Origin of the sequence: Gordonia sp. WA4-43, assembly GCF_020520305.1 — a bacterium.
In the GTDB taxonomy this organism is placed as follows: Bacteria; Actinomycetota; Actinomycetes; order Mycobacteriales; family Mycobacteriaceae; genus Gordonia; species Gordonia hongkongensis.
This window is the reverse complement of record NZ_CP084736.1, coordinates 4,133,990-4,160,917: the sequence shown is the minus strand read 5'-3', so window position 1 is coordinate 4,160,917 and position 26,928 is coordinate 4,133,990. Positions and strand designations below refer to the sequence as shown.

22 protein-coding genes are annotated in these 26,928 nt (G+C 66.1%); 8 read left to right on the top strand and 14 right to left on the bottom strand.

Features of this window, described 5'->3' with window-relative positions:
- Positions 1 to 419: 419 nt before the first annotated feature.
- From LEL84_RS18890 to LEL84_RS18880, 3 genes are read right to left on the bottom strand one after another with little or no spacing between them, the layout of a single operon-like run.
- A complete protein-coding gene (locus tag LEL84_RS18890; RefSeq protein WP_226512481.1) occupies positions 420 to 3,656 on the bottom strand; it encodes a helicase C-terminal domain-containing protein in 3,237 nt (1,078 codons plus the stop codon).
- Positions 3,649 to 5,388, bottom strand: coding sequence for a phospholipase D family protein (locus LEL84_RS18885; RefSeq protein ID WP_226512480.1), 1,740 nt, complete (start codon positions 5,386 to 5,388; stop codon positions 3,649 to 3,651). Before LEL84_RS18885 ends, LEL84_RS18890 begins: the two co-directional genes overlap by 8 nt.
- Positions 5,389 to 5,416: 28 nt before the next feature.
- Entirely contained in the window at positions 5,417 to 6,583 is a 1,167-nt protein-coding gene (locus LEL84_RS18880) for a DUF6361 family protein (RefSeq protein ID WP_226512479.1), read from the bottom strand.
- 700 nt (positions 6,584 to 7,283) lie between these two features.
- Between LEL84_RS18880 and LEL84_RS18875 the strand changes: the two genes are divergently transcribed.
- A complete protein-coding gene (locus LEL84_RS18875; RefSeq protein WP_226512478.1) occupies positions 7,284 to 8,366 on the top strand; it encodes a hypothetical protein in 1,083 nt (360 codons plus the stop codon).
- Entirely contained in the window at positions 8,363 to 8,797 is a 435-nt protein-coding gene (locus tag LEL84_RS18870; protein WP_226512477.1) for a hypothetical protein, read from the top strand. Before LEL84_RS18875 ends, LEL84_RS18870 begins: the two co-directional genes overlap by 4 nt.
- A 210-nt stretch (positions 8,798 to 9,007) precedes the next feature.
- On the opposite strand, the gene LEL84_RS18865 is transcribed toward LEL84_RS18870, so the two are convergent.
- A complete protein-coding gene (locus LEL84_RS18865) occupies positions 9,008 to 10,522 on the bottom strand; it encodes an SIR2 family protein (RefSeq protein WP_226512476.1) in 1,515 nt (504 codons plus the stop codon).
- A gap of 204 nt (positions 10,523 to 10,726) precedes the next feature.
- Here LEL84_RS18865 and LEL84_RS18860 point away from each other — a divergent pair, with 204 nt between their 5' ends.
- Together LEL84_RS18860 and LEL84_RS18855 are read left to right on the top strand one after the other, a co-directional pair.
- Positions 10,727 to 11,854: a DNA adenine methylase gene (locus LEL84_RS18860; RefSeq protein WP_413466878.1), complete on the top strand. Its 1,128-nt coding sequence runs from the start codon at positions 10,727 to 10,729 to the stop codon at positions 11,852 to 11,854.
- A gap of 17 nt (positions 11,855 to 11,871) precedes the next feature.
- The gene (locus tag LEL84_RS18855) at positions 11,872 to 12,711 is read left to right on the top strand and encodes a hypothetical protein (protein ID WP_226512475.1); all 840 of its coding nucleotides are present in this window, start codon (positions 11,872 to 11,874) and stop codon (positions 12,709 to 12,711) included.
- Here the strand turns inward: LEL84_RS18855 and LEL84_RS18850 are convergent.
- The 4 genes from LEL84_RS18850 to LEL84_RS18835 all read right to left on the bottom strand — a co-directional run bounded on the left by LEL84_RS18850 (position 12,708) and on the right by LEL84_RS18835 (position 15,990).
- Positions 12,708 to 14,102: a sensor histidine kinase gene (locus LEL84_RS18850; RefSeq protein ID WP_226514357.1), complete on the bottom strand. Its 1,395-nt coding sequence runs from the start codon at positions 14,100 to 14,102 to the stop codon at positions 12,708 to 12,710. The genes LEL84_RS18855 and LEL84_RS18850 overlap by 4 nt on opposite strands.
- 61 nt (positions 14,103 to 14,163) lie before the next feature.
- Positions 14,164 to 14,886 carry a response regulator transcription factor gene (locus tag LEL84_RS18845; protein ID WP_165630597.1) on the bottom strand — a complete coding sequence of 241 codons (723 nt, stop codon included), beginning with the start codon at positions 14,884 to 14,886 and terminating at the stop codon, positions 14,164 to 14,166.
- A 93-nt stretch (positions 14,887 to 14,979) separates the two neighbouring features.
- Complete coding sequence (locus LEL84_RS18840; protein ID WP_226512474.1) at positions 14,980 to 15,666, bottom strand: DUF899 domain-containing protein; 687 nt, start codon at positions 15,664 to 15,666, stop codon at positions 14,980 to 14,982.
- A gap of 114 nt (positions 15,667 to 15,780) precedes the next feature.
- Entirely contained in the window at positions 15,781 to 15,990 is a 210-nt protein-coding gene (locus LEL84_RS18835) for a hypothetical protein (RefSeq protein ID WP_058251239.1), read from the bottom strand.
- A gap of 172 nt (positions 15,991 to 16,162) precedes the next feature.
- Here LEL84_RS18835 and LEL84_RS18830 point away from each other — a divergent pair, with 172 nt between their 5' ends.
- Positions 16,163 to 16,402, top strand: coding sequence for a three-helix bundle dimerization domain-containing protein (locus tag LEL84_RS18830; RefSeq protein WP_058251240.1), 240 nt, complete (start codon positions 16,163 to 16,165; stop codon positions 16,400 to 16,402).
- Between the two features lie 28 nt (positions 16,403 to 16,430).
- Here the strand turns inward: LEL84_RS18830 and LEL84_RS18825 are convergent, their stop codons facing one another.
- Entirely contained in the window at positions 16,431 to 16,793 is a 363-nt protein-coding gene (locus tag LEL84_RS18825; protein ID WP_226512473.1) for an Rv2640c family ArsR-like transcriptional regulator, read from the bottom strand.
- Positions 16,794 to 16,893: 100 nt separating this feature from the next.
- Here LEL84_RS18825 and LEL84_RS18820 point away from each other — a divergent pair, with 100 nt between their 5' ends.
- The gene (locus tag LEL84_RS18820; protein WP_137810476.1) at positions 16,894 to 17,379 is read left to right on the top strand and encodes an ArsI/CadI family heavy metal resistance metalloenzyme; all 486 of its coding nucleotides are present in this window, start codon (positions 16,894 to 16,896) and stop codon (positions 17,377 to 17,379) included.
- A 61-nt stretch (positions 17,380 to 17,440) separates the two neighbouring features.
- Here LEL84_RS18820 and LEL84_RS18815 read toward each other — a convergent pair whose 3' ends face one another.
- Genes LEL84_RS18815 through LEL84_RS18800 form a run of 4 tightly spaced genes read right to left on the bottom strand, consistent with a single transcriptional unit; the run spans position 17,441 to position 20,539 of the window.
- Positions 17,441 to 17,851 (bottom strand): low molecular weight phosphatase family protein, encoded by a 411-nt coding sequence (locus LEL84_RS18815; RefSeq protein ID WP_226512472.1) that lies wholly within the window; start codon positions 17,849 to 17,851, stop codon positions 17,441 to 17,443.
- On the bottom strand, positions 17,844 to 18,932 hold the full coding sequence (arsB, locus tag LEL84_RS18810) for an ACR3 family arsenite efflux transporter (protein ID WP_226512471.1): 1,089 nt from the start codon (positions 18,930 to 18,932) through the stop codon (positions 17,844 to 17,846). The genes LEL84_RS18815 and arsB overlap by 8 nt, the downstream gene beginning before the upstream one ends.
- Positions 18,929 to 19,291: an ArsR/SmtB family transcription factor gene (locus LEL84_RS18805; protein WP_226512470.1), complete on the bottom strand. Its 363-nt coding sequence runs from the start codon at positions 19,289 to 19,291 to the stop codon at positions 18,929 to 18,931. The genes arsB and LEL84_RS18805 overlap by 4 nt, the downstream gene beginning before the upstream one ends.
- 42 nt (positions 19,292 to 19,333) lie before the next feature.
- Positions 19,334 to 20,539: a winged helix DNA-binding domain-containing protein gene (locus tag LEL84_RS18800; protein ID WP_226512469.1), complete on the bottom strand. Its 1,206-nt coding sequence runs from the start codon at positions 20,537 to 20,539 to the stop codon at positions 19,334 to 19,336.
- Positions 20,540 to 21,038: 499 nt separating this feature from the next.
- Between LEL84_RS18800 and LEL84_RS18795 the strand changes: the two genes are divergently transcribed.
- Positions 21,039 to 24,815 carry a hypothetical protein gene (locus LEL84_RS18795; RefSeq protein ID WP_226512468.1) on the top strand — a complete coding sequence of 1,259 codons (3,777 nt, stop codon included), beginning with the start codon at positions 21,039 to 21,041 and terminating at the stop codon, positions 24,813 to 24,815.
- A 13-nt stretch (positions 24,816 to 24,828) separates the two neighbouring features.
- Here LEL84_RS18795 and LEL84_RS18790 read toward each other — a convergent pair whose 3' ends face one another.
- Positions 24,829 to 26,466 (bottom strand): carboxylesterase/lipase family protein, encoded by a 1,638-nt coding sequence (locus LEL84_RS18790; RefSeq protein WP_226512467.1) that lies wholly within the window; start codon positions 26,464 to 26,466, stop codon positions 24,829 to 24,831.
- A 72-nt stretch (positions 26,467 to 26,538) separates the two neighbouring features.
- Here LEL84_RS18790 and LEL84_RS18785 point away from each other — a divergent pair, with 72 nt between their 5' ends.
- Positions 26,539 to 26,892: a hypothetical protein gene (locus tag LEL84_RS18785; RefSeq protein ID WP_058251248.1), complete on the top strand. Its 354-nt coding sequence runs from the start codon at positions 26,539 to 26,541 to the stop codon at positions 26,890 to 26,892.
- Positions 26,893 to 26,928: the final 36 nt, after the last annotated feature.

Below are 26,928 nucleotides of genomic sequence, written 5' to 3'. Positions count from 1 at the left end.
CTGCACTTCGACTACGACCTCAGCGTCGGCCTGGGCCTCGAGCCCTGGATCAAGTCGATCACGCGCATGCAGAACCTCGCGCGATTCGTGTTCAAGAGTTGGAGGGCAGAAGGAGAAAGATCGCCCCTACTCCGCTTGCGCAGTCCATTCAACGCCGAGGCGGATGCTTTCAAAGTTGCCGATGCGCGCTGGGAACCTTTTCATCCAGTGCCGCCTCGATATGAGCCTGGTACTGGTAAACGAAGCCCTGACTGTCGACATTTAGCCGATCTGCTATTTCCCTGGCGTCCAGCCCTTCCCGCGTGAGGTTGTAGACGTCCCCGACTCTGCCCTCTTGCGTCGCGATGAACTCGGCGAGTTCATCCCTCGGACCCGTAAAACCGGCATCGGGTGCAACTCTTCAGCCTGCATGTCCACTTCTATCCGCTCCCATTTGATCTGCCAGGCCGCAAATCGATCCGCCAGCCTGCTGCGTCATCCGGCGAAACCCCAGCCCCCGCGACGACCGAGATCAGGTCTTCCTGCCGTGCTTGTCCGAACGCCAGCCGGTAGTAAGCAACGCGTTTCTTGACACGCTCGATCCGGGCTTCGTCGGTGCTCAGCTGGTACGGAAGGACGTCGCGGTACACCTTGTGCGGTCCGGGGTAGACCCAGTCTGGGGCAAGTCCGGGGACGTCCGGATGCGGCGCGTCGGCGCTGGCCAAGCGGTAGGCCTCGCGCCACGGGTTTGGTGATCGGAGCATCTCCGCACCGTGCTTGTGGGCGATGTTCCGTCGAACTGCATGTCCGCGAAAGCGATTGACGCGTCCGTCGCGTTGCTCGAAGTCGACCGGACTGCTCGGAACATTCCAGTGCACAAGGTTGTGGCACCACGGGTGAAAGTCGATACCTTCCTGGCCCACGCTCGTCGACACGAGCACGAACGGCCAGAACGGTGAATTGAAAGCTTCTCGGATGTCCGTCGAACGAACGGACTGGTCATCCTGCTTGCTGTCACCGAAGCGCATGGCGAATCGGCAACGGAAGTCGATGTCTTCGCCACCGAGCGGGTCTCGCCCCTTGTAGATCGCGGTGCTGAGTTTCAACGGCTGGGTCGCGTGCAGGGCGAAGGTCACCAACGACTCGTCGGTCATTCCACCCTCCCCCTCTACTGCGGCAAGGTGAAACAGGTACTCGTCGAGCACGGCTTGCAAGTTGCCGTCGGCGCAGTAGCGCAACACCTTCTGCCAGTACGGCGACTCATCCTGATACAGCTCGTCGAGGATCAGCGACGACTCCCAGCGGTTGAACAGCGTCCGCAGCCCCGACGCGAGGACGGCGGCAGCACGCCAGCGACCGGCGAGCGTCACCTTCGAGGTGTCGCCTGAGAGTCGTCCCAGTGCTCGCCACGCACAATTGGCCGGCGAGTGCAGCGCGAGTTGGGCCGTCCGTTCCAGCAGATTCTCCGGCATCACCGAGAACGCAACGTCTCCGCCGCCGCGACGCACTGCTGCGGCTTCGGCGACGTACTCGGCCAGCGCCGTCGTCTGCTCGGCGTGGTCGGGGGCGTCCGGGTCATCGAGGTCGCGTACCTGGCCGGCCATAGCTGCAGCCGGCGTCAGTTCTGTATCCGCGGAGAGAACGTCGTCGAGGATCTCGTCCGCCATCGCCAGCGGCCACCTCCATAGTGCGGCAGCAGCTTCGGCATTGCCTGACACTTGCGCGCGCAGAGGGAGTCGCTCACGCAGCCTCGCAGCCAGTTGTGACTCCGACTGCTCACGCCCCACCGAACCAGCAGCAGCAGCGTATGCCAGCGGATCGGCATCGTCGGCTAAAGCAGGGAGCGGGAAGAAGATCAGGAAGGACGTCATCGCAGAGAGGTCGCCTCCGCGACGTCGAAACTGCAAACGCTGCGAGACATTCTCTTTACTGGCCCGAACTTTGCGTGGCGCAGCAGTGTCTGTTGTCGCTATCCGGCGGCTCGCATCGTGGCTCAGCAAAGACGCAACAGAGGTCGGTGTTGCCGACCACTGCGAGAACACCAACTTCTTCGTCATCGTTTGAGCCTGAAAGCTCGCGTAGGGGCCTTGCGGGGTGATGTAGGGCTGCGACGGCGGCATCCACAGCATCTGCTGCCAGTTCACTCCCGTGGTCTGTTCAATCAGTGTCTGCAGTCGTGAGTTCTGCTGTGGCAATTCGTCGTATCGATCCACAGCTCGCGGATCGAGGCGCTGCAGCTCGGAAAGCAGACTTCGGACGTCGGCGTCTTCGGAATCGCGGTGAACGAACCGGCCGAGTTGATAGGCATCCATGAAATGCACGAGCGCGGGTACGGACTTCCACACATCCATCGGCAGATGAGTGCCGACAAGATGGGCGAGTTCGCTCAGTCCTATGAACTGCTTGACGTCGTCACCGGTCACAGCCGAGGCGTGCATCCGCCGCTCTTTCACCATGTTCGTCTTCACGGCGGATGGGCGTTCTGTTCGGCACATCACCGTCAGAAGCTCGGAACGTAGTCGATCGCGTAGTTCGGTGGGATCGTGGCCGCGGGTGATCGTCTCGCGAAACTCGCTAAGGAGCTTGGCGATACCGCGCGTGCCTTCACCGGGCTCTGTACGGCCCTTCGTCAGGAAGTCCAGCGTCCCCATGAATTGGTCGCGGTGCGACCCCGATGCACTGGTCGTCGTCGACTCCGGATCGGCTGTGTCCTCGATGTCGAACGGCTTGTACGGCGTCGCCGAAAGGAGCAGCACCCGAGCGGCCGGATGATTGAACATCTCCTGCGCAAGCTCACTCACTGGGAGGTCGTCGGCCAGAAGGTCTGTGAACCGCTGAAACTCGTCAAGGATCACCAGATCGGGCTCGAGTGCGTCGACGCCCGCACGCGCAAGTGCGCGTCGCAGCGCCATGACCACATCCGCGGCCTCCGAATATCCGCCCGGAGAGTCGTCACGCCCCACTGTCCGGTCAACAAGGTCCGTGAACGCGTCGAGTAGTGACTCGCTGTTCTCGGAAGGTTGCTCGATGAGCGACAGAAACTGAGCCACGACGTCGGCGTCGAGCTCGGGCTTCCCATCGGCGTTCAGCGGAAGCTTCCGCTCGTACCACGCCGCGTGCTCGGCGAAGCGTCGCCAACTCATCGAACCACGCAGAATCCGAAATCCTGCGGTAGCTCTGGACCGTTCCAGCTGCAGGTGGTCACGCAGGATCAGGTAGAGGAGAGCGCGTTCATCGGCGGTCCCGGTGCGCCAACCCTTGGCCGGGAAGGCCTTCTGCGGGGTGAGCGACACCAGATTCACCGGCTTCCCGACCGGTGAGACGGGGGTCTTGAGCTGCTGCGTAGCAGCGGCCAACAGGGTTAGCCGGTTGGACAAGTCGATCTTGGTGCCGAGGATGTCGAGTCGCTTCACGTTCTGACGGGCGACGTCGGCGTTGGAGCATATGTAGACGATGTCGATCCGATCGACTGTCGGATCGTCTTGCAGGTCTTCGATGGCGGCCGCAATGACGCCTCGAGCCACGATGCTCTTGCCGAGTCCTGTTTCATCAGCGACGAGGTAGCGGGTGCCAGTCTTCTTGCGATACAGCACATCGACAACTTGATCGACCGTGGACCGTTGAAAATCGCGTAGTTCCGCGAGGTACGGCTCAGCGCTGAATCTGCTCTCACTCACCGGAAACCACACCCTCGAGGTCGGTAGCTTCGACTATGGCTTTCCACAGATGCTCGAATCCTTCTGGAAGAACTTGATGTGGGTCGCCTCTGTCGATGATCGACGCAACGACGCCGGACAGATGCCCGAGGACTTCTGGCTCGGCGACCGATGCCTTGAGCATCTGCTCGAACATTCCCTGGTCGACGTGATTCCACCCGCCTGCCGAACCAGAGCCGTTCTTGGGGCTGGGCTTTTCGCCAACGGGAGTTCCGAACGCCAGCAGCAGCGCTAGGAGTCGACGGAACTGGTCGGAATTCGTGATCTCATTGGTGACGATATCGTTGAGCCGACGCGGTACGTCTCCTAGAAGATCCGCCTTGACCACGGTCGCACTGATCCTGCCCAAGGAGTCTTCGGCGCTGAGCACCATGAACGCGGTGACGTCGTTCAGACACAGATCGACAAACTCGACGTCGACCTTCGACTCCGGTGAGAGCTCGCTCGCGGTTGACGGGTCGGTCAGGAGTGAAACTCTCACCACCACTTCAGAACCCGGGTAGCTCATAGCATCATTGCTGGTCACACAAAGCGACGCCGTGTCTTCGTCGGTGAGCGTCATCTGAGCGGTGAGCGGCACCGCCGCCAGACTCCGCACAACCGAGTCGAGAGCCAACTGCGGATCGTCCTCGGTGCTCGTGTCCGGCACGATCTCAGCTGCCTCGAGAATTGATCCGAATCCGCCGTTGCTGTCGAGCAATGCTCCTGCGCCGTATGTCTTTACCTGTCCGGTGAGTTCGACAAGTATCTCCACATTTACGTTGAAGGCTGCGCTCGTTGCATTCGCCGAACCGATGAAGAGATGAGCCATACGAGCTCGCTCGATCACATACAGCTTTGCGTGCAGGCCGATGAACAGTGTGGAGCTGGCCGGATTCTCCTCCGTGTCAGCGGGTATGCCGGCTGTGGGGCTAAGAACGTAGGCGTCCGACACCCACTCGGCCCACTCCTCGGTAAGGGAGTTCAGCGACTCTTGACGCGACACCACGGTCAGCGGGCCGCGCGCTTCGCTGGAAAGGTGTTCGAGCCCTCCGTCTTGCAGAAACGGCGAGACGAGCAGATGGCGGTAGCCCGAGAAGTCAGGTATGGGCTGAGGTTTCCCGACAAGCCCGTAGATATGGAAGTTGAGATCGCTCACCCCTGGTGGAAGCTCCCATTCGGCATAACGGATGGCCTCGGCGAGGGTATTGATCCGCTCTACCCGGGGTTGGTCGGGGCTGCTCACCGCCGCCGCTGGCAGGTAACGGAGAAGATCGACGAGTGGACGGTTTGATGCGCGAGGGGCCGTCGTGATCCACCCGTCCAGCGTCAGCGCGACATCCCACGATCGATCTTTCGTCAGGTTGCGACTCATCACGATCAGCCGAACGAACTGTTCGCCGGACTCCGTGTTGTAGAGTCCAAGCCACAGTTTCGGATGAAACAGACCGCGCGGATGCGCGATGCCGTGAACCGACTTCTCCAGCAGCGAGAAGAGTGGTGAGCGGTCCCGCGGTACCGCGACTTGTCCGGCCTGGTGGAAGATGTCGATTCGATTGGCACTCGCCCGGATCGCCGCGACCGTCTCGACACGATCCGCTGCTTCGACGTTCGCGCTGCCGGCGAGCGCGAGACTCGGCAGCAGTGCGCTCTCCAGGTCGAGGGTGAACGTTGTGGCTACGAGGTGTTCCAGCGTGCTGCCCGGCGGCGGCACGAGCTGAGCGAGGAGTGTGGTGCGACTGTCAGGAGGGAGCACTGGCAAGCCCCTCCCGAATGTCGTCGAGCAGCGTCTGCACCACCGGCCACCGGAAGTTCAGGCGCGCCGAGCCCGACGATCCACCCCAGTTCTTGATCTGGCGGTCGCTGCCGAGCCGCGAGTTCTCGCCCTTGTTCTTGCGTTCACGCTCACTGATCATCCGTCGAACACCTGGATCGTTCGACATTGTGTGCGGATCTGCGTTACGTACCCGCGCAATCCAGTCGTCGACGAAGATGCGGGTCGCTGGCGCGACAGGACCGGTTCGGCCTCGCCCGACCGTGGACCAGAACGCGTCTGTGTCCCAGTTGGCCACTTCAGTTCGGTTACCGACGATGTCGTCGGCCCATTCCGAGAGAAGCTCCTCATAATGGTCGGCGAGACCGTCGTCGGCGCTACTGAGCGTGTCGTGTTTTTCCGCGAGCAGCAGGTTGTAGGTGAGAGCGGCGCCGTTGATCGCTAGCGAGAACAACCGTGCATGTTCGACGACTGCCCTGAGATCAGTGGAGGCGGTAGCGAGCGCCGGATGGGCCCACGGGATCTGTGCATCTGCCGGATCTGTGTCGAGCCCGTCGGAGAGAAGGTGTGCGAGGTAGGTCCCGGGCGCGGCGACAATGATTCGCTCGCGCAGCCATTCGGCTTCGTCGTATTTGAGGTCGAGGCCGTCGTCGAGTTCTGCCGGGAAACTGTCAGGCGGCGGCACTCCGACGTTCCAGGTGAGAGCCTTCGGATCGACCAGAATCCGGTAGCGATGGAGCGCGGACCAGTAGATGCTCGATGGCAGGTTCCGCACGGCCTTGCCGGCTCGCGCGCCGATCATTCCGCGCACCGGAGTTGGTGATCGCAAGACCTCGATCAGGCGGCGTTCCTCGTCGTTTGCCTTCGAGGTGACCAATGTGCCGCTGTGTTTAGCGGCTGCGCGCTGAAAGATCCACGGGATGATCAGGAAGTAGCGGGGTCGTGCGTGGATTGTCGAGGTGCCGGGGAACATGAGGTCGGCGAGTCCGTCGCGCACCTGTCCGATGCCCAGGTCATCCAGCGTGCTGGTGTCGCTGAACATCTTCACGAGCTCGCGCATGCGACGCTCGTCCTCTTGCGAGGTGTCCAACCAGGCGAGACTCGACACAGAACATCTCCCGTCGACAATCGGCATGGTGCCCGGGACCGCGAGCGGCACAGGCGTACAACTCGCAGGTCGGGCGTTGGTCACGCTATCGGCCAATCCCACGGTACGTAAAAGATTCGGATCAGCCCATCGAAGTAGTTTTACGATGGAGCTAGCTATTTGCTATTTGGTGCCTCACTCGGCTTTGAGATCGGTACGTTGACGACATGGGCGCCGCATCTACATACGTTTGCGACCTGTGCGAATACCGCGCCGACTTCGTGACCGGAGACTTTGACTTCGGCTTCCTCGGGGTTGTCGTCACACCCGTCATCTGCAACGAACACGGCGTTGTCAGCGCGGAGACGGGCCTGAAGCCAGGCCAAACTCCGAGATCGTCCGACGTCACGTACCCGTGCCCCGAGTGTCAACAGCTCTGCGGCCAGTGGGACCGAACAACTTGTCCCTGGTGCCGGCAAACCACGATGCACGAAGCGTTGGACGGACCGATCATCATGTGGGACTGAGGACGGTCCGAAGCACAGCCGGCGATCAGCCAGGCGGGACCTTGGTCCCGACTTTGTCAACCTGGTAACGCGCAGCAACGTCCGCTCGATACGTGGTCGGGTGGATGTCAGTCCCCCGTGACACGCCTGCGGTTTCACCCAGCGGCGTCGGCTCAACTTGCTTGCCCTAGTGGAGTGTCGGAGAGCCATGTCAGACTCTTGCCTACTCAGAAAGGGCGCCCATGGTTCTCCCCCTCATTCCGGTTGTCGCAATCGCAATCGGCGCTGCCGCCGGTGGCGGCGGTCTCGCGCTTGGCGGCAAAGGTGCGTACGACATCAAGAAGGCAAGCTCTGAGCTCTCTGCGGCGCGCGAGAAATACGAAGCACGTCGTGCGGAGAGTGAGGCCCTCGTCGAAGAGATCAATGACCGAATCGTTCGCTACGGACGACAGCAAGAGGCGGCGATGCAAACCGTCGTTCTTCGGATGCACGACTTCCTCGTGCGCAATGAGCAGAAGGTGCGCGACAGCGAGAAGCTGCTGGTCGACGGCATCGACGCCACCGTGAATCTGCTCACCGCATCGGGATCAGTCGACCTCTCGGCGGCGCAGTGGGTTTCCGGGATTGTGGGTTCGATCGGTGCCGGCGCGGGGGCCAGCGCCGCGACCACGAGTGCGGTATCCACCTTCGGTGCGGCGAGCACCGGCGCCGCGATCTCCGGGCTCTCGGGCGCCGCCGCGGAAAGCGCCACTTTGGCCTGGCTGGGAGGCGGAGCTGTCGCTGCGGGTGGTGGCGGGATGGCCATGGGCGCACTTGCGCTGAACTTCGTCACCATCGGCCCCGGGCTGTTGGTAGCTGGGTTCGTCGTCAAGGGTCAAGGTAAGAAGGCCGCGACGCAGGCGATGGAGTTCAAGGCGAAGATCGAGATCGAGATCGCCGAACTGGACACGGCCGACGCCCAGACGCGGGTAGTCAGTACACGCACCGACGAACTGGATCGTGCTTTGTTCACGATGTCGGCGCGAGCCACCGCTGCGCTCGACGTCCTCGAAGCAGAACCCTTCGATCCAGCACGCCACACACCCCAATTCCAGCGCGCGATGGTGCTGGTCAAGGGCGTTCTCGATATCGCAACCACTCCGGTGATTGACGAGAATGGCGACCCCACGCAGGCGGGGCATGCTCTCGCTCTGAAGTACCGCAACATGACTACAGCCGGTGCAACGGGCCGGGTCAACAACGAGGACACCGCTGGCGGTGAGGAAGTCGAACCAGCGGCGGCCGAGACTTCCGAGGGTCTCGTTGCGAAAGGATCGAATCAATGAGCGACAAGAGCACTCCTCTGACCGGTGAAGTCCTTGGTTCGGGAAAGCGAAGTATCGTTGCCGGCATAGACGGTTTCGCCGCCCTGAACCAGTTAGTCGACGCCGCCCAAGAGTGCATCACCGTCTTCGCGACCGAGAACACGAAGCAAGCGAGAATTGCCGCCTACGAGACGACGGAGATTACGCGCATCAAAGCTGCGGAGGGGATACTGCGGCAGTACTTCGAAGCGACCTTCGACGAGCGTCGCGCGAACTTCGAGGCACTTTTCGAGCGCCTCGACACGGCATTGGAGAAGTGCGACTCACAGACCATCACTGACGTCGTCCGTGGCGTGGTTGACATCGCGAAGACCTCTCCCCTCGCCGACCTCGGCGACTTGAGCCAGATTCGAGCCGCGCTCGACGATCCCGACCAGGTGTGGGACCTATAGCCGCGCCTCACTGAGTTCCTCAGGAACCCACTGACTCAGTCGGCCGCCGAAGGTCCGGCATCCTGTCTCGAAATGGGAGACAGGGGCGGAACAAGATAAAACCCAGGTTGGATCTCCGGGCAGGACTGTGACCGCCTAGTGGCGTGCCGCGTGCTCCAATCTCATGGCGGGGGGACGATTTCGCGTACAGCCTGCCTCGCGACGTCGGTTCTAGCGGCTTCTTTCTACCGGTTTGCCGAGAGACGATAGCGCCGCGACAAGCGGCTCTACCAGCGGCGACCCTTGATTTCGCGCTAACTCGAGAAGCTTCCCGGCCTGATGGGCGATGGCTTGATCGTCGGCCGACAGCAGTCCTGCAAATCGTTCGTCGAGCAACCATGAGGCGTCGTCTGCAGCGAAAGCGGCCACCGCGTCGAGGAGTATCTCCATCTGGCGGATTCGGGCGGCGGTCGTGGATCCTTCGCAGAGCAGCCAGTCGAACTGGTTGGTCCAGAGCTCCTTCCGTGCGGCCACTCCTGAGACGTCGAGGAAGGTCCCGCGAACTGGGTGGTCGCCACTTTTGCGGAGATACTCGTCGACCTCCATGGCAAGCCTGATCACGTTGTCATCGGCGAGCGACGTCCCGACGATGAGGACGTGCTTCGTGAGGAGAAGCGCCTGCAGGAGCGACCCCGCCGGCCGTGACTTGGCATCGAACAGAACGAAATCGCGCCGCGTCAGCACGATGCTTCCCGGCCGAGCCGCGTCTCCGTGGAGTTTCAGGAGCCACGCGCGCTCCTCTGACACCGAGTCCCACGGCAGGATCGACGGGCGGCGGCTTCCAGCGGCCTCGATCGCACGCTCGAACAGATCGTCGTAGTTTGTCGTCACCGTTTCCCGCAACTTCAGCCCCGCCATCAGTGCATGTGCGAGAGCGACCTTCTTCGGAGTGCCGATCACTGCTTTCACCCGCTTGTTGAGTTCATCCACACCCAACTTCGCGGCCAGATACTGGGCCTGATCGAGACTTCCGAGTCGGCCGAAGTCTTCGGGTCGCTCGCCCGCCTCGGCGCCCAAGCGCTCCAACAGACCGTTCCAACTCGGCAGACCGGCGGCAATGCTGACTCCGGCACCGAGGAACAAAGCCAAGTGACCGTCGGCGGCCATCTTCCCGAGTCGTCGAGCCTTCTCCATCTCGCCGGGACTCAAACGCCAGGGCAGAGAGTTACCAGCGAGGCCCGCGCGTCGGACGTGCTGCGCGGCGGCAAAGACCGCCGCATTCGGTGTGACGAGCAAGATATCGGCGTGCCCCTCCGAGGCGAACTCGTGGAGCGCCCGAAGCAACTCGCCGAGGAGGGCTCCTCGTTGACTACCCAATCCGCCGCGACCGATCCCAATCACCGGAATCGCAATGCGGGGCAACGGCTCCGAGCCTGACCTGACGGTTGCGGTTGCGATGTCCCGTAGGATTTCACGAACCCGCGCCACCAAAACCGACGGCTCTATCGGCCGGTCGCCTGCGACACTGAGGAACCACACGGCATCACCGTTGCGGCTGCGGGCAAAGTGCCGCCGGGGCCAGTCGCCGGGCTTGGCCGTCGACAGATCACCCGTCACTGATCGTTTCCACACGTTCTCGAAAACGAAATCATCATCGGTCGGCACGATCGCCGCGTCGTAGCTGAAGTTCTCGATCAGTCCGTGAAGGACGAAGACGTGGCCCAGTGTCCGGGTGACTGCTGGCACCTGGTCACTCTAGTGACTCGTGTCGTTACTTGGTTCACTGTCCTAGCGCTGCGGCCGGGGAACTCGCCGTACGTCTGCTCCACGTCGAGAAGACGCGCACTGATGGGCGACACGTCAGACTGGCCTCGCCACGTTGAGCGTTGGTAGTGGTCCGAGTGGCGTCGCCACGGTGACGCTGCGGGCGACGGCGAGTGTTGTCCCGGGATGTCGGGGGTCCATGACATTCTTTTCGGTGTGAGTGGGCCAGAATCATCCCGGGCAGGACGCACGTCCCGAGCCGTCGTCGGATCCAGCGACGTCCTGGCCCGCGCCCAACGGTTCCCCCGCCTCCGGTACATGGGGTCGAAGTACCGGCTGCTGCCCCACCTCGAACGCACCTTCGCCGAGGTCGGCGGGTCCACCGCGGTCGACGCGTTCTCCGGTTCGGGAGTCGTGTCCTACCTGCTGAAGGCGCAGGGCTTCGAGGTCGTCAGCAACGACTTCCTCAACTTCCCGCACATCATCACCCGCGCGTCGGTGGCCAATTCGAGTGTCCGGCTCGAGCCGGAACTGATCGAGGCCATCTGCGGTCCGCCCGCCGATGATCGCGACTACATCTCGCGGACCTTCGACGGGCTGTACTTCACCACCGAGGACCGTGCGTTCCTGGACTCCGCGTGGTCGCACATCGACGTACTGCGCGGTTATCGACGCGATCTCGCGATCGCCGCCCTCGTCCTCTCGGCCGCCCGCAAACAGCCCCGTGGCGTGTTCACCTTCACCGACTCGACGCGTTACGCCGACGGTCGTCGCGACCTGACGATGTCGCTGCGCGACCACTTCCGTCTGCGGGCGGCCGCGGATTACAACGCCACCGTGTTCAGCAACGGACGCAACAGCCGGAGCGTGCAGGGCGACATCTTCGACCTCGAATTACCCTGGGCAGCACCGGACCTCGTGTACCTCGATCCTCCGTACGCCCCGCCGACCGACGACAACGACTACATCAAGCGCTACCACTTCCTCGAAGGCCTGTCGGCCTACTGGCGCGGGATGAGCATCATGGAGAACACCAAGACCAAGAAGCTGCCGAAACGCTTCACGCCGTTCGCCTACAAGCGGACCATCGAGGACGCGCTGCTGCGTACTTTCGAGCATTTCGAGGACGCCGGCGCCATCGTGCTGTCGTACTCGTCGAATGCGTTGCCGGGCAAAGATCGCATCGTCGACCTGCTCGGGAAGGTCAAGCCGTCGGTGGAGGTCATCGCGATCGACCACAAGTACAGCTTCGGCACCCACGCGGCGGCGACCCGCCGCGACGTGAGCGAGTACCTGTTCATCGGCCGGGACTGAGTGGACGACTCTCCACGATGAGCACCGCGGGCGACTTCGACGACTATCTGCAATCGTTGGGCCGGTTGACCTCTCACGTCGACCCGACCGCGTCGACGCCGGAGGCCGAGCGGATCACCCAGGCCACGGCGCGTCTCGGTGAACTGCTCGACACCGACATCGCGGGACTGGCGGCGTGGGTGCGCGACAACCCCACCGATGTCCCCGTACTGGGGCTCGCGGTCGGGCTGTCCCAGGAGAAGCTGAAGAACGCGCTGCGCGACCGGTTCGACACCAGCGGCTGGCACGCGCTGGCCCGGACACAACCGGTCGAGCTGGTGACCTGGCTCGACACCGAATTCGACCTGGTCCGCATGCTGCGCACCCAGCTGTCCCGCACGTTCACCTTCGCCGACATTCTCGTGGCCCGCGCCGGCACCCGCGCCACCGCCACCCGCGCGGGCGCGTCGGGCCGGCGTATCGAGGACGAGATCGAGGACATCGCCCGCGACATCGGCCTCGACTACGTCACCCGCTCGCGGTTCGCGGGACGCAACGGCCGGACCGCGCCCGCCGACCTCATCGTCGGCGACCCGGCGTCGGCCGACATCGTGGTCGCGGCCAAGGGCTTCGACTCGACGGGCTCCAAACTCACCGACGCGGTCCGTGAGATCGAGGAGATGGCCGAGGTGCGGCTGCCGACCCAGCTCGTCCTCGCGGTGATCGACGGGATCGGTTGGAAGTCACGGCAATCCGACCTACGCCGCATCCACCAGCTGTGGGTCAACCGGCAGATCGACGGGATGTACACGCTCGTCGGACTCGACCGGTTCCGCGACGACGTCACCGAGTTCGCCACGTTGCGCCGGTTGATCTAATCGGCCTCCGCGAGCGGTAGGCGCACCCAGAACGTGGCTCCCACACCGGGGCTCGTGTCCACGCCGACGCGGCCGCCGTGCGCGGCGACCAGTGCCGCGACGATCGAGAGGCCGAGGCCGCTACCGCCGCCGGAGCCGCGATGTCGGGACGAGTCCCCGCGGTAGAAGCGCTCGAAGACGCGCTCGGCGTCCTCCGGCGAGAGCCCCGGCCCGGTGTCGGCGACGGTCAGCACCGCCTCCCCGGGGCTCGCGGCGTCGTCGACGCTCACCCCGACCGTGATCGAGGCGTCCGCCGGGGTGTGGTTCACGGCGTTGCCGATGAGGTTGCGCAGCACCTGGACCAGGCGGTGCCCGTCGCCGAGCACGACCGGCGGCCGATCGCCCGGGACGACGTCGAGCCGGATCTCGCGCTCGGGGGCGGCGACACGGGCGCTCTGCACGGCATCGGCGGCCAGGCCGAGGAGGTCGACGGGTGCCGAGTCCAGCGGCCGCTGCGCGTCGAGTCGCGCGAGCATCAGCAGATCCTCCACCAGCAGGTTCATCCGGCCGGCCTCGTCGTCGATGCGCCGCATCGCGTCGGTCACGTCGGGGACGCCGCCCTGTGAATAGAGTTCGGCGAATCCCTTGATGGACGTGAGCGGGGTCCGTAGTTCGTGGCTGGCGTCGGCGACGAAACGGCGCATCCGCTCCTCGGAGGCGCGGGCCTGCTGTTCGGACGCGGCCGTCGAGGCGAACGCATGCTGGATCTGGCCGAGCATCCGGTTCAGCGAGTCCGACAGACTGCCGACCTCGGTGTTCGGCGGCGCCGGCGGCACCCGCCGCGTCAGATTGCCCTCCGCGATCTCGTGCGCGGTCTCCTCGACCCGGCGGAGCGGGCGCAGACTCGTGCGCACCAGGACGTAGCTCAGCACCCCGATGAGCAGGACGACCAGCGCGCCGATCGCGAGCTGCAGCCAGACTAGCCTGCTGACCGTGTCGTCGCTGTCGGACATCGGGGTGGCCACGATGGATCTGCCGAAGCTGTTGCTGTGTTTGATGACCCGCCACTGCGGCCCGTCCCCGTCGACCGACGGGACGGTGACGGGTCCGGCGTTGTCACCGGTCAGTCCACTGAGGTCGGGTGCGTCGTCGAACTGGTTGTAGACGTTGTCGGCCGACATCCCGCCGGGCCCGTAGACGACGGACTCGACGTAGTAGGGCGACGGCGGCCGACGCGGCCCGGGTGGGCCGGGGCCGTCGCCGAGGAGACCACGGGGTTCGGCCCACGTGCGTACCGCGTTCTCCAGCCCCTCGTCGGCGCGGGAGATGAGGTCCTGCCGCATCGACGAGGTCACCGCGACACCGGAGGCGAGGAGTCCGACGGCGACGAGCAACACCGTCAGCGCCACCATCGAGATCCGCAGTGGGACACCGCGCTTCCGCGTGCCGCGGCCGGCACTCGTCACCGTCGCATCAGTCACGGGGCTCACGCATCACGTAGCCGACGCCGCGGAGGGTGTGGATGAGTCGCTTGTCCCCGGTGTCGAGCTTGCGCCGCAGGTACGACACATAGGATTCGACGACGTTCACCTCGCCGCCGAAGTCGTAGTTCCAGACGTGGTCGAGGATGCGCGGCTTCGACAACACCGTGCCCGCGTTCACCATGAAGTAGCGCAACAGCGTGAACTCTGTCGGCGAGAGGGCCACCAGCTCGCCCGCCTTGAACACCTCGTGGGTCTCGTCGTCGAGTTCGATGTCGGCGAAGGTGATCTTCGACGACGCGCGCTTCTGGTCGTCGAAACCGCTGCGGCGCAGCAACACCTGTAACCGGGCGACGACCTCTTCGAGACTGAAGGGTTTGGTGACGTAGTCGTCCCCGCCGATGGTGAGGCCGTTGATCTTGTCCTCCACCGTGTCGCGCGCCGACAGGAACAGGGCCGGCGCCTCGACCCCGTCGGCACGCAGCCGGCGCAGCAGCCCGAACCCGTCCATCCCCGGCATCATCACGTCGAGGACGAGGACGTCGGGTTTGGCGATGCGGCATCGGTCGAGGGCCGCCGGACCGTCGGCGGCGGTCTCGACCTCGTAACCCTGGAACTTCAGCGACACCGACAGCAATTGACGGATGTTCTCCTCGTCGTCGACCACGAGGACCTTCGCGCCGCGCGTGCTGTTCTGTTTCGCCACTTCACTCACACGACCAGAGTCCCAGTCGGCCCTGGAACCTCACTGTAGGCACGCTGGGAGATTCCTGTGAACGCTGACCAGCGGGTTCTGCGCGGCCGGGGGTCACGCGTCGGGGTCACCGTACGCGGCGGCCATCTCCTCCGAACCGCGCCAGCGCGAGTAGGTCGGGCTCTGCGGCCAGCCGTCCGGCGAATCCTGCCACTCCTCCTGCCGTCCGTAGGGCAGGACGTCGAGGAGTCCGAAGGTGAATCCGAGTTGTTCCGTACCACGACCGGTCGAGTGCCAGGTGCGATACACGGTGTCACCGTCGCGGAGGAAGACGTTGAGGGCGAAGCCTTCGCCCGGGGCGGCGTCGACGTCGGCGGAGAAGGTCGTTCCCGTCGACGAGTACCAGTCCATGCGGTTTCCGACGCGCCGCTTGTAAGCGAGGATCTCGTCCATCGGCCCGTGCGTGATGATGACGAACCGCGCGTCGTAGTCGGCGAGGTAGTCGAGCCGAGAGAACTGGGTGGTGAACCCGGTACAACCCGGGCACTGGAACCGGGCGCCGTCGGTCCACATGTGGTTGTAGACGATCAGCTGTGAGCGTCCGTCGAAGACGTCGACGAGTCGGATCGGCCCGTCGGGCCCGGTGAGGACGTAATCGTCCATCTCGACCATCGGGAGTCGACGCCGCTGTGCCGCCACCGCGTCGAGCTCGCGGGTGGCCGCCTTCTCGCGGCGGCGTAGGTCGGCCAGCGCCGCCGCCCAGGTCTCGCGGTCGGCTACGGGTGGGAATGCCGCGCTCATGACGATTCCTCTCGCATGACGGTGCCTTTCGCTCGGTGAATGTCGGTGGTGAGTACAGTCCACCGGGTCAGACCCGGTCCGACCCTCGAATTCATCGAAACGCGGGGCGCGCGGTCAGGCGGAGAGTTCGTATCTGTCCTGGAGGCGTCGTACGTGCTCGCGGACTTCGTAGAGTTCCCGACGCGCCGTGCGGAGGGCCTTCTCGCCCCCGGTTCCGTTCTGCAGCCTGTCCACGAGGGAATCCGCGACACGTTCGAGCTCCTCCATCAGCACGCGTGCCTGCGCCTGTGCGACGGGATCGACGGGACGGCCGGAACGAACCATGGCTGACATCGTAGGTTCTCGGATCGTTCACCGCCGACCCTCCCCGTCTCGCCCTGCGGGCAGTCGACTCACTCCCCGATCGAGGTGGAGCGCCGATAGCGGCGAGATGAACGGTGCGTGAACCCATTCGTCAGGAGAGACCGCTTCGTCGTGTTCGAACTAAATTGTGTCCATGGATGCGAATGACGAACTTCGTCAGATCAGCGAAGTGCAGCACCGGCTGATCGGCCTCTACTCGCACCGGTCACCGGACGACGTCGCCGCGGCTGTGGAAAAGGCGTACAAGCACTTCGACGGGACCGAGGTCCGCGACTTCGTACCTCTCCTGGTGGAACGCCGCGCGAACAAGGCACTCGGCGGCACCGACGTGATGGCCGACCCCGCCGCCGTCCCGCCGCATGTCGGTGAGTGACCCCTGACCAGTCGTAGGGCCCCCGCGTTCAGCAGCAGCCGGCGGTCGCGCTGAGAACGTTGCGCACGGCCTCCAGCGATTCTGGCCGGGCACGGTAGTAGACGTTCATGCCGCGACGTTCGGGGGAGACCATGCCGGCCTTACGTAGTTGACCCAGGTGATGGCTCGTCGTTGCTTCGGTGAGCCCGACCGCGGTCGCGAGATCGCAGGTGCAGATCCCGTCCTCCTTGTCGGCGAGGAGGATCGACACGAGCTTGATGCGCACCGGGTCGGCAAGTGCCTTGAGTCGCAACGCGATCTCGAGAGCGGCCTCGTCGTCCAGCGGCGCCGACGACACCGGCGGACAGCAGATGGGAGCGCTGATGTCGACCACCGGCAAGGTCTTGGGCATGAGCCGACCATACCTTCGTCATTGACATATGTCGAAAAGGTGGCATCCTGCAAGAACCAATGTTTTCGACATATGTCTCACAGGTGAAGGCTGGTTCGTCATGTCCCGTATGCAACTCGCACTCAATGTCGATGACCTCGATACCGCGATCGAGTTCTACTCCAAGCTGTTCGACACCCCGCCGGCCAAGCGAAAGCCCGGATACGCGAACTTCGCGATCGTCGAACCCCCGCTGAAATTGGTGCTCCTCGAGAATCCGGGTCAGGGCGGCACGATCAACCATCTCGGGGTGGAGGTCGAATCGAGCGAGACGGTGCATGCCGAGATCGCCCGACTGTCCGGCGAGGGCCTGTTCACGCAGGAGGAGATCAACTCCACCTGTTGTTTCGCAACGCAAGACAAGGTGTGGGTCACCGGTCCGAGCGACGAAAAATGGGAGATCTACACCGTGCTCGCGGACTCCGACACCTTCGGAACCAGCCCGAAGCTGTTGGCCGAGAGCGGTGTCGACGAATCCGCCGAGGGGTCGGTGTGCTGCGGCGGTAGCGCCACCGACCCCGCCGACGCTCGCACAGCCTGCTGCTGACCGAGCGTCGTCGTTCCTGTCAGTGCGTGGAACGCCGCCAACCCACCACCGTTCTGAACGCTCACCGCTCCAAGCGGTCGGCGAGGGCGCGGATGCGGGTGGTGATGTCGTCGCGGATCAACCGCATCCGTTCGAGGCCGTCGATGCCTCGATCGGAGGGTTCGTCGGTGTTCCACACCTCGACACTCACCCCGTCGGGCGGGGTGACCTCGGCGGTGCCGACCACCACGACCAGATCCGCGGCTCGCATCATCTCGTCCGTGAGCTGTCGTGGCCGGTGTCCGCCGACGTCGGCTCCGACCTCGGCGAGCACCTGCGCGGACAGTTCATTGACCACGCCACCGATCTTCGCACTGGTTCCGGCGGACGACGCCGCGATCCGGTCGGTGACCGTCACCGAGAGACGTTCGGCCATCACGGATTTGCCACGGTTGCTCACGCACACGAACAGCACATTGATGAGGTCAGACATGGCGCGCGGGCTCCCCGGTCGAGTCGGGTGTTGTAGAGAACCGTTTCCGCAACGCGAGGGACACGTACACGAGGGCGACGAGGACCGGCACTTCGATGAGCGGTCCGATGACCCCGGCCAGGGCCTGGCCGGAGGTCGCACCGTAGGTGGCGATCGCGACGGCGATGGCGAGTTCGAAGTTGTTGCCGGCGGCGGTGAACGCCAGGGTAGTGGTGCGCGCATACCCCAGACCCATCGCGGCGCCGAGCACGAACCCACCGCCCCACATCACCGCGAAGTAGATCAGCAGCGGCAGAGCGATACGCGCGACGTCCGAGGGCTGCGACATGATCTGCTCACCCTGCAATGCGAACAGGATGACGATGGTGAACAACAAACCGTAGAGGGCCCACGGCCCGAGGCGCGGCAGGAACGCGGACTCGTACCACTCACGCCCCCTTGTCCGTTCACCGATCCGGCGGGTCAGGTACCCGGCGACCAGCGGGATGCCGAGGAAGATCAGCACCGACTTCGCGATCTGCCACGGCGAGGCGTCGATGGTCGTCTGTTCGAGGCCGAGCCAGCCGGGCAACACGGAAAGGTAGAACCAGCCCAGCACGGCGAACATGATCACCTGGAATACCGAGTTCAGCGCGACCAGGACGGCAGCGGCTTCGCGGTCGCCGCATGCCAGGTCGTTCCAGATGATGACCATCGCGATGCAGCGGGCCAGCCCGACGATGATCAGTCCGGTCCGGTACTCCGGCAGGTCCGGCAGCAGGAGCCAGGCCAGCGCGAACATCAACGCCGGGCCGATGATCCAGTTCAATGCCAGCGACCCGAGCAGCAGGCGACGGTCGGCGGTGACCGAGTCGAGTCGGTCGTAGCGCACCTTGGCCAGCACCGGATACATCATGATCAGCAACCCGAGTGCGATCGGCAACGAGATGCCGTCGAGCTCGACGGCCGCCAGCGCGTCGCCCACGCCGGGAACACTGCGGCCCAGCAGCAGACCCACCACCATCGCGGCGCCGATCCACACCGGCAGGAACCGGTCGAGCATCGACAGCCTGCCCGCGACGGCGGCTTCCGTGACGTTCATCGTCCGGCCTCACACGAACGTGCTTCCCCCAGGACCGTGGCGAGACAGCCGAGCAGCCCCGACAATTCTTGTAGTGCAACAGAGTTCACGCGGTAGTACACCCAGGTCGCGCGTCGCTCGCTCGTCACCAGACCGGCTTCGCGCAGCACTCTCAGATGGTGCGAGATCGTCGGCTGCGAGAGGTCGAACGGTCCGGAGATGTCGCACACGCACGCCTCACCTCCCGGATGCGCGGCGATCTCGGACAACAACCGCAACCGGACCGGGTCCGCGAGTGCCTTCAACGCCGGAGCGACGGTCTCCGCCTCGTCGGTCGTCATGCCGCGGGAGACCGTCGCCAGCAGGTTCTGGTTCGACATTCATCAATATTGACAGATGTCGAACCAAGCGAAAGCATCGACCTACAACCCTCGCGCATACGGCGCGGCGTAGCCGGTCTTCAGCGGCTCGTCCCCCAGCCACGCCGCGAGCTCCTCGGCCCGGGCATCGAGAGCCCGACGCGCTTCGGAGGACAACGGTTCGAGCGGAACGACGTCGATCGTCGAGTCGGCGCGGCGATACCAGCCACCGACGATGCGACCATCCCACCAGGCGGTCTGGCCACCGTTGCCCGCGGAGTCGAAGACCTGCGGCGCGTGACCGCCGAGATAGAAGCCACGTTCCTTGTAGCCCATGGTGGTCGGGTCGAGTTCCGGCAGGAGCGCGGCCTGTGGTTCGACCGGCTCGTCCCCCATGCCGTCGACCCCGGGGCCGTCGGGCAGATCGTCTGGCAGGACGTGGCCGACTCCGCCACCCTCCAGGTCGACCTGGACGGTCTCGAGTTCGGCCAGGGCCGCGCGGACCGCGGTCTTGGTCGACCCCAGCCACCACACCAGGTCCGTCTCGGTGCCTGGTCCGTAGGTCCGCAGCCAGCGTCCGATCAGCGCGCGGTGCCCGTCGTGGACGCTCATCGACGGCAGATCCTCGCCGAGCCAGAGCGGCATGGACGTCCACGCCGGTCGCGACAGATGCCAGCGCAGCCGGTTGGGTCCGCGGACGATCGCCCCCTCGGCGTCGAGCATGTTGAGCACGCGCGGCCCCATCGGGGCGCGGCCCGCCCACGTGGTGCCCGCGCCGTGACTGATGTAGCCGTCGAGCGCGGGCAGACGCTCGCGGAGTTCGGTGGAGGTCAGCGACTCGCCACCGGCGAGTTCGGCCAGGACCGCCTGCCGCGCGGTCTCGATCCAGCCCTCCGGGTCGTCGAAGTCGGGACTGCGCCGGAGGTCGCGCAACATGTTGGTGCGTTCCGACGCCGAGATCCGCGGCCCGAGGGCTCCGACGGACTCGGCCAGGATGTCCCGCGGGAAGACGAACAACGTGCGACGCATCGCGAGGTGCTTGACGAGCGTCCGGTCGTCGTAGAGGGCGGCGTCGACCGACTCGCGCGAGAGCTCCGGATCGACCCGGGCCCATGCGGCGAGGTGGACGCTCGACGGTGTGGTCGCGTGCAGACCGACCATCGTGGCAGCGGCTTCTACGGAGTCGGCAGCTCGAGACGAGACATCGAGGTGTTGCCGGCGCATGAGGCGAGTGCGGCGTTGCGAGTCGGAGATCAACAGGCGGCTCATCGCACGGGCACCCGGGGTCGTCGCATGGACAGATCGTAGTGATCGAAGCCGACAGCCCGGGTTACCCGGCAGGCGAGGAGGGGACGCGGGTGCCGGAGACCGCCGACCCCCGTCGACCCGGTGTCCGGCACCCGCGCGGTCGTGTGGGCCGAACGACACACAGCCCCCGACGGGCAGTGCTTCGCGACACTTTCGGTGTGTCCTTCGACCGACGCAACCTGTGCGTTTCCCGACCCCCGTCGAGTTGCGCCCCACCAGCAGACCCCACGAACGCGACCCACTCCACCCCCGTTCCGGAAACCGGTACATAAGCGCAGATCAAGCCGCTAACGGACTATCCGGACCGGACAGAACCGGTTCCGGATCCGCTTGCCACGTCCGGTGATCCGCGGTCCGCGGTGTGGCCGTCACCACATCGGATCGCCGATGGTGGCGCGGCGGGATCGGCTATCGCATGATGGTGCGGTCGATCTGTCGGGGCGAGCACAAGGACAGCTGAGTGGATTTCGGTCAGGCACTCACGCGTCTGTTCGTGCAAGCGGGACGTCCCACGCTGCGCGCCGCGGCGACGCGGGCCCGGGTCTCGGCGCAACGGATCAGTGACTGGCGCAACGGCCGTCATCTCCCCCGCGACTTCGCGACGGTCGAACCGCTGCTCGTCTGGCTGACCGCCCGCGCCGTCGCCGCCGGGGCCGACGACGTCCTGACCATCCCGCAGTGGCGGGAGATGTGGGACCGCCGGACGCCCGACGAGACCCCCACCGCCGAGCCGCCCGCACCGCAGCATGCCCGGCCGTTCCCCGGCCTCGCCACCCTGACCGCGGCCGACAGTCAGATGTACTTCGGCCGGGACGACGTCGTCGGCACCCTTGTGGATGCGATCCTGTCGGCCCGCTCCGGACCGCCACCGCTGTCCCCCGCGTCGCGACTGGTGGTGGTCACCGGGGTCTCGGGATCGGGCAAGTCGTCGCTGCTCCGTGCCGGCCTCGCCCGGGACACGCGATTGTCGTCGCCCCGACTCGGCGAGATCACCCCGAGCGGGCTCGTCATCGCCGACCCGGACGAGCCGGGCGCCACCGATGCGCCGGCCTCGACGACCGGGGACCCGGTCATCGTCATCGACCAGTTCGAGAACGTCTTCTCGCTCGAGGACCCGCTTCGGACCGAGACGCTGCGCGAGGTCGAAGAACTGGCGTCCGACGTCGTGGTCGTGGTCGGCGTGCGAGCCGACTTCTTCAGTCAGTGCGTCGAGCATCCGTTCCTCGCCGATGCGTGGCAGCACCGCTGCGTGATCGTCTCGGAGATGACCCGCACGCAGTTGCGCGAGGTGATCACCGCGCCCGTCCGACTCGCCGGCGGCCGCATCGAGACCGGACTCGCCGACGTGATGATCACCGAGCTGTACGAGGCGTCGACCGGCGGTGACCGCGCCGGCCGCCTGCCGCTGCTGGCGCACGTTCTCCAGGCGACCTGGGCACGCCGCACCGGCAACCGCATGACGCTGTCCGGGTACCGGGCCACCGGCGGTATCGCCCGCGCGGTCGCCGACACCGCCGAGACGGCCTGGGCGGCGATCGATCCGCGTCATCGGGATCTCGCACGCGCGGTCCTCCTCGCCCTGGTGCACGTCGGCCCGGCCGGCATCGCGCTGCGCGTGCCGCTGTCCACGGCGACCATCGCGAACCGGTTCCCGCCCGAGGTCGCGACCGTCATCGACGAATTCGCCCAGGCCAGGCTGCTCACCGTGTCCACCGACTCGGTGATGCTCGTGCACGACGTGGTGCTCACCGCCTGGCCACGTCTGGCCGAGTGGATCGCCGACGACACCGACAACCACCTCTGGCGCCAGCAGGTCGACGCCGACACCGCGGCGTGGCTGGCCAACGGGCGCGGCCGGTCGTTCCTCTACACCGGGTCGCGCCTCGAGGACGCCAAGCGCCGGCGACGAACCCTGCGCAGCGACTACCTGCATCTGCTGAGCAACGAGAACGACGCCTTCCTCGACGCGGCGGTCGCCATGCAGCAGCGGCGCCGCATCACGCGCGTCGGCGCGGTGTCGGTGATCGTCGTGCTGGCCATCGCGGCGTCCATCACCGCCGCCATCGGCTTCCGACAGGCCCACGACCTGCGCGAACAGCGCAACGCCGCCGAACGCTCGGCTCTGTTGTCGCACATCGACAGCATGCAGTACTCCAACCCGTCGCTGGCCGCGCGACTGTTGCTCGTCGCCCACGAGGTCTATCCCGACGACCCGACCGTCCAGAGCCGTCTGCGCGGCGCCGCGACGACGCCCCTGGTGGCCCCGCTGACCGGCCACACCGGCCCGGTCTACGACCTGTCCTTCAACCGGACGGGCACGCAGCTCGCCTCGGCGAGCGGCGACCGGACCGTGCGCGTCTGGGCCCGGTCCGGCTCGTCGGACTATCGCGAGGTGGCGGTCCTGCGCGGCTTCGACAACTACGTCACCAGCACCGACTTCCACCCGACCCGGCAACTGCTGGCGAGCAGCAGCGGGGACGGTTCCGTCCGGATGTGGGACCTGGGCGACGCACCGAACCCGCGGCTGGCGACGACGGTGTCCCCGGGCCACGGCACCGTCTACATGGTGCGGTTCTCCGCCGACGGCCGGACCCTGGCCGCATCGTCCGACGACGGCACGATCACGATGTACGCCGTCTCACCGACCGGAGCGATCCGGGAGACGGCCGTCCTGCGCGGCCACACCGCCGCGGCGCGCACCCTCTCCTTCAGCCCCGACGGACGCGTCCTGGCCAGCGGCGGCGACGACGACCGGACCGTCCGGCTGTGGACGACCGGCGAATCGCCGCAGCCGCTGGGTGGGCCGCTGACCGGCTTCCCCAGCATCACCCATGCCGTCGCGTTCAGCCCCGACAGCCGCTCGCTGGCAGTCACCGGCGACAGCCCGAACACCCAGCTGTGGGACGTGGCCGACCCGCTCGCACCCCGCCCGCTGAGCACGTCGCTGCCCAACAGCACGGCCGGGTCCTGGTCGATCGCTTTCGACGGTTCGGGTGCGCAGTTGGCCTCCGCCCGGGCCGACGGCCTGGTCCGGGTGTGGAACACCGCCAACACGGCCTCGCCGATCCTGCAGTGGGCGCTGCAGACGACCTCCGAACAGGGCTCGGTGCGGACCTTCGCGGCCCGGTTCGACCCCAGCGGCCGCCAACTCGTCTCCGGCCGCTCCGACGGGACGATCGACGTCTGGAGCCTGCCCGGCCGAACCGAACCCGACCGGGGCGGGACCATCACCGGCGTGGACACCGACGACGCCCAGCTAGTCCTGGCGACGGTCGGCGCCGACACCACCCTGAACCTGTGGACGATGTCCGACGGCCCCACCCTGCGATCGCGCACGCCCATCCAGCGTCGGGTCAACGACCATCCGCGGGTCAGCCTCAACGGCCCCGGCACCCTCGCCGCGACCGCGAACAACAACGGCGGGCTCGTCGAGTTGTGGGACATCACCGACACCGCGGCCCCGCGACGCGCCGCGGCCCTCGACGTCGCCACCCGCTATTCGTTCCCGGTCGCCTTCGCGCCGTCGGGCCATCTGCTCGCGACCGGAGACACCGACACGACCGTGGCGCTGTGGGACACCTCGGTACCCGACTCCCCGCGGCGGGTGGGCGCACCGCTGCGCGGACCGACCGACCTCATCCGCAACGTCGCCTTCAGCTCCGACGGCGCGCGGCTCGCGGTCACCTCCGACGACAAACGCGTTTACCTGTACGACCTGACGTCGCCGGGCGCGGACCCGGTCGACGTCATCACCGCCGAGGCACCGGCCGCCCAGGCCGTATTCGACGGCGATGTGCTGGTGGTCGCCTCCCGCGACCTCTCCACGTGGCGGCTCCCGCCGGCCGGCGCGGACGCCGAACCCGAACTGCTCGACCGGGCGGAGGACATGTTCGCCTCGACGGTGTCCGTCGCGCCGAACCGCCTCACGGTGGGTACCGCGACGCACGAGCTGATCAGTTTCGCGCTCGACGACGACGGCCGGCTCAGCGACCCGCAACCGGTCGGGACGCTGCTCGCGACCACCGACACGACCACCACCTGGCAACTACCCGCCCAACTCCCCACCGACGAGGACATCATCTCCGGCGGTGACACCACCGGGAACGTCTACCTGCACACGCTCGATCTCGACGAGGCCCGCGACTGGATCTGCGCCAGCACCGCACCCGTCACCGACGCCCAGCGCGACGCCTATCTCCCGCACATCGACGTTCGCGCGGACTGCCGTCGGGACTGAAGCTTGTTGCGGCTCAGCGGAAGCCGAGCACCTCGTCGCCCCACGCCTCCCAGATGTCGCCGTCGAGGTTCTGCACGACCCGGTCCTCGGCGTCGATGCGCAACACCGGGCGATGGCCGGTGTCGTAGGTCGGCCAGGGATCCCCGAGCGATCCGGCGTCCGGCTCCTGACCGTGTGCGAATGCGGTCCACCGTCGGATCATTCTCTCCGACACCGCTTCTCCCTGCTTACGTCCGCCGAGCAAGAACGTGATGTCCTTCGGCCCGTTGCCCAGATTCCCCCACACGTACGGGACCTCGGTCGCATGGGCGGCCCCCAGACCGAGCAGCCGGAACATCCGCGTCGTCCAGTCGTAGCGGTACACATAGACCGGCGCCGAACGCGCATGCGCCTCCGCGAGCCACAGCGTGGGCATGCGGAACGCCACGTCACGCGCGACGCCGAGCCCGGTGACCTTCGGGCGCAGACCGGAATACGCGGAGAGCACCTGCGCACGTTCGGGCAGGACGACGTCCGGATACTCCTTCGCCATCCCGGCGAACATGCGCTCGATGTCGGCGGTGGTGATCGGCATCAGCGGCGACTTCATGTATTTGAAGAGATTCGCCTCGTCGCGGTTGGTCCCGATGATCAGTGGCACCGGATGCGCCCGACCCGCGCGATAGACGTCGAGGGGATGTTCGGGCAGCAGATCGCCGTCGATGACCGGCGCGAACGCGATGGTCCCCGGCACCTCGGTGGGGACCTTCTCGAACAGCGTGGTGGTGATCGCCGAACACGTCATGCCGTCGAGTTGTTCGAGACGCCCGACGATCTCGCCGGTGTCGAGTTCACCGGCGTCGATCCCGGCGACCTCGAGCAGTTGGTCGGCGACCCGCGCGGCCCGGTCGGCGCCGTACATCGACGTCACGGGCGAACTCTGCGCGATGGCCCGGCCGAAGAGCCCGGCCGCGGCCGGCATGGTGAGCAGCGCGGTCACCAGTCCCGCGCCGGCCGACTCGCCGAACACCGTCACCTTGTCGGGATCACCGCCGAAGGCGGCGATGTGGTCGCGGACCCAGCGCAACGCGGTGAGCACGTCACTGAGGCCGGCATTCGACTCGAACCGCGGGTCGATCGACGACAGGTCGGCGAACCCGAGCACGCCGAGCCGATAGTTCAACGTCACGACGACCACGTCGCCGGTGGCGGCGAGGTTCGAACCCTCGTAGAACGGCTGGGCTCCCGACCCCAGCACGTAGGCGCCGCCGTGCAGCCACACCATGACCGGGAGTCCGACGGCGTCGTCGGCGTGCTCCGCGGCCCCCGGCGGGGTCCAGACGTTGAGGAACAGGCAGTCCTCGTCCATGACCACATCGGGACCGAGACGCACGGCGGGGTTGAGTTGTTGCGGGCAGACCGCGCCGAAGGTCGAGGCGTCCACCACGTCCTCGGGCGCATCGGCCTCCTCGAGGGGAACCGCACGGCGCCAGCGCAACTCCCCCACGGGCGGGCGGGCGTACCGGATTCCCCGCCACACGTCGGCCCGTTCCCCGGCGACCCCGCGGAAGGTGCCGACCCGGGTCTGGGCCGTTGGGCGGGTCCCGTCCGGAGCCACGCCGTCGGTCGGGGACGTCGAGTTGGCGGAGGTGCCCGGTTCGTCGTGCTTCATCCGTCCATCGTGCACCGTGAACCTGTTCTCGTAATCCAGAACTCGGCCGTGTCTGCTGGGTATGGTGACCGCATGGAGCTACTACGCAACGTCGTAATCTTCCTGCACATCATCGGCTTCGCCGTGACCTTCGGTGGCTGGGTCACCCAACTCGTGGCTCGCGAATTCCGGTTCACCCGCGTGATGGACTACGGACTGCTGCTCTCCCTGCTGACCGGGCTCGCGCTCGCAGCGCCGTGGCCGGCCGGTATCGAGCTGAACTACCCGAAGATCGGCATCAAGCTGGTGATCCTGCTCGTCCTCGGCGGAATCCTCGGCATGGGCAGCGCTCGGCAGAAGCGCACCGGCGAACCCGTACCGCGCGCCCTCTTCTGGTCCGCCGGCGCCCTGTCCTTGCTCGCCGCGGGCCTTGCCGTCATCTGGTAGCCCCGGCCGGCGAGCCGAACCCGCGAAACGACAGAC

Coding starts and splice junctions, on each gene's coding strand:
- LEL84_RS18880 (WP_226512479.1), bottom strand. CDS start 6,583: ATGCCGATTGTCGACGGGAGATGTTCTGTGTCGAGTCTCGCCTGGTTG.
- LEL84_RS18875 (WP_226512478.1), top strand. CDS start 7,284: ATGGTTCTCCCCCTCATTCCGGTTGTCGCAATCGCAATCGGCGCTGCC.
- LEL84_RS18870 (WP_226512477.1), top strand. CDS start 8,363: ATGAGCGACAAGAGCACTCCTCTGACCGGTGAAGTCCTTGGTTCGGGA.
- LEL84_RS18860 (WP_413466878.1), top strand. CDS start 10,727: ATGTCGGGGGTCCATGACATTCTTTTCGGTGTGAGTGGGCCAGAATCA.
- LEL84_RS18855 (WP_226512475.1), top strand. CDS start 11,872: ATGAGCACCGCGGGCGACTTCGACGACTATCTGCAATCGTTGGGCCGG.
- LEL84_RS18850 (WP_226514357.1), bottom strand. CDS start 14,102: ATGGTGGCGCTGACGGTGTTGCTCGTCGCCGTCGGACTCCTCGCCTCC.
- LEL84_RS18840 (WP_226512474.1), bottom strand. CDS start 15,666: ATGAGCGCGGCATTCCCACCCGTAGCCGACCGCGAGACCTGGGCGGCG.
- LEL84_RS18835 (WP_058251239.1), bottom strand. CDS start 15,990: ATGGTTCGTTCCGGCCGTCCCGTCGATCCCGTCGCACAGGCGCAGGCA.
- LEL84_RS18830 (WP_058251240.1), top strand. CDS start 16,163: ATGGATGCGAATGACGAACTTCGTCAGATCAGCGAAGTGCAGCACCGG.
- LEL84_RS18825 (WP_226512473.1), bottom strand. CDS start 16,793: ATGCCCAAGACCTTGCCGGTGGTCGACATCAGCGCTCCCATCTGCTGT.
- LEL84_RS18820 (WP_137810476.1), top strand. CDS start 16,894: ATGTCCCGTATGCAACTCGCACTCAATGTCGATGACCTCGATACCGCG.
- LEL84_RS18815 (WP_226512472.1), bottom strand. CDS start 17,851: ATGTCTGACCTCATCAATGTGCTGTTCGTGTGCGTGAGCAACCGTGGC.
- arsB (WP_226512471.1), bottom strand. CDS start 18,932: ATGAACGTCACGGAAGCCGCCGTCGCGGGCAGGCTGTCGATGCTCGAC.
- LEL84_RS18805 (WP_226512470.1), bottom strand. CDS start 19,291: ATGTCGAACCAGAACCTGCTGGCGACGGTCTCCCGCGGCATGACGACC.
- LEL84_RS18800 (WP_226512469.1), bottom strand. CDS start 20,539: ATGAGCCGCCTGTTGATCTCCGACTCGCAACGCCGCACTCGCCTCATG.
- LEL84_RS18790 (WP_226512467.1), bottom strand. CDS start 26,466: ATGAAGCACGACGAACCGGGCACCTCCGCCAACTCGACGTCCCCGACC.
- LEL84_RS18785 (WP_058251248.1), top strand. CDS start 26,539: ATGGAGCTACTACGCAACGTCGTAATCTTCCTGCACATCATCGGCTTC.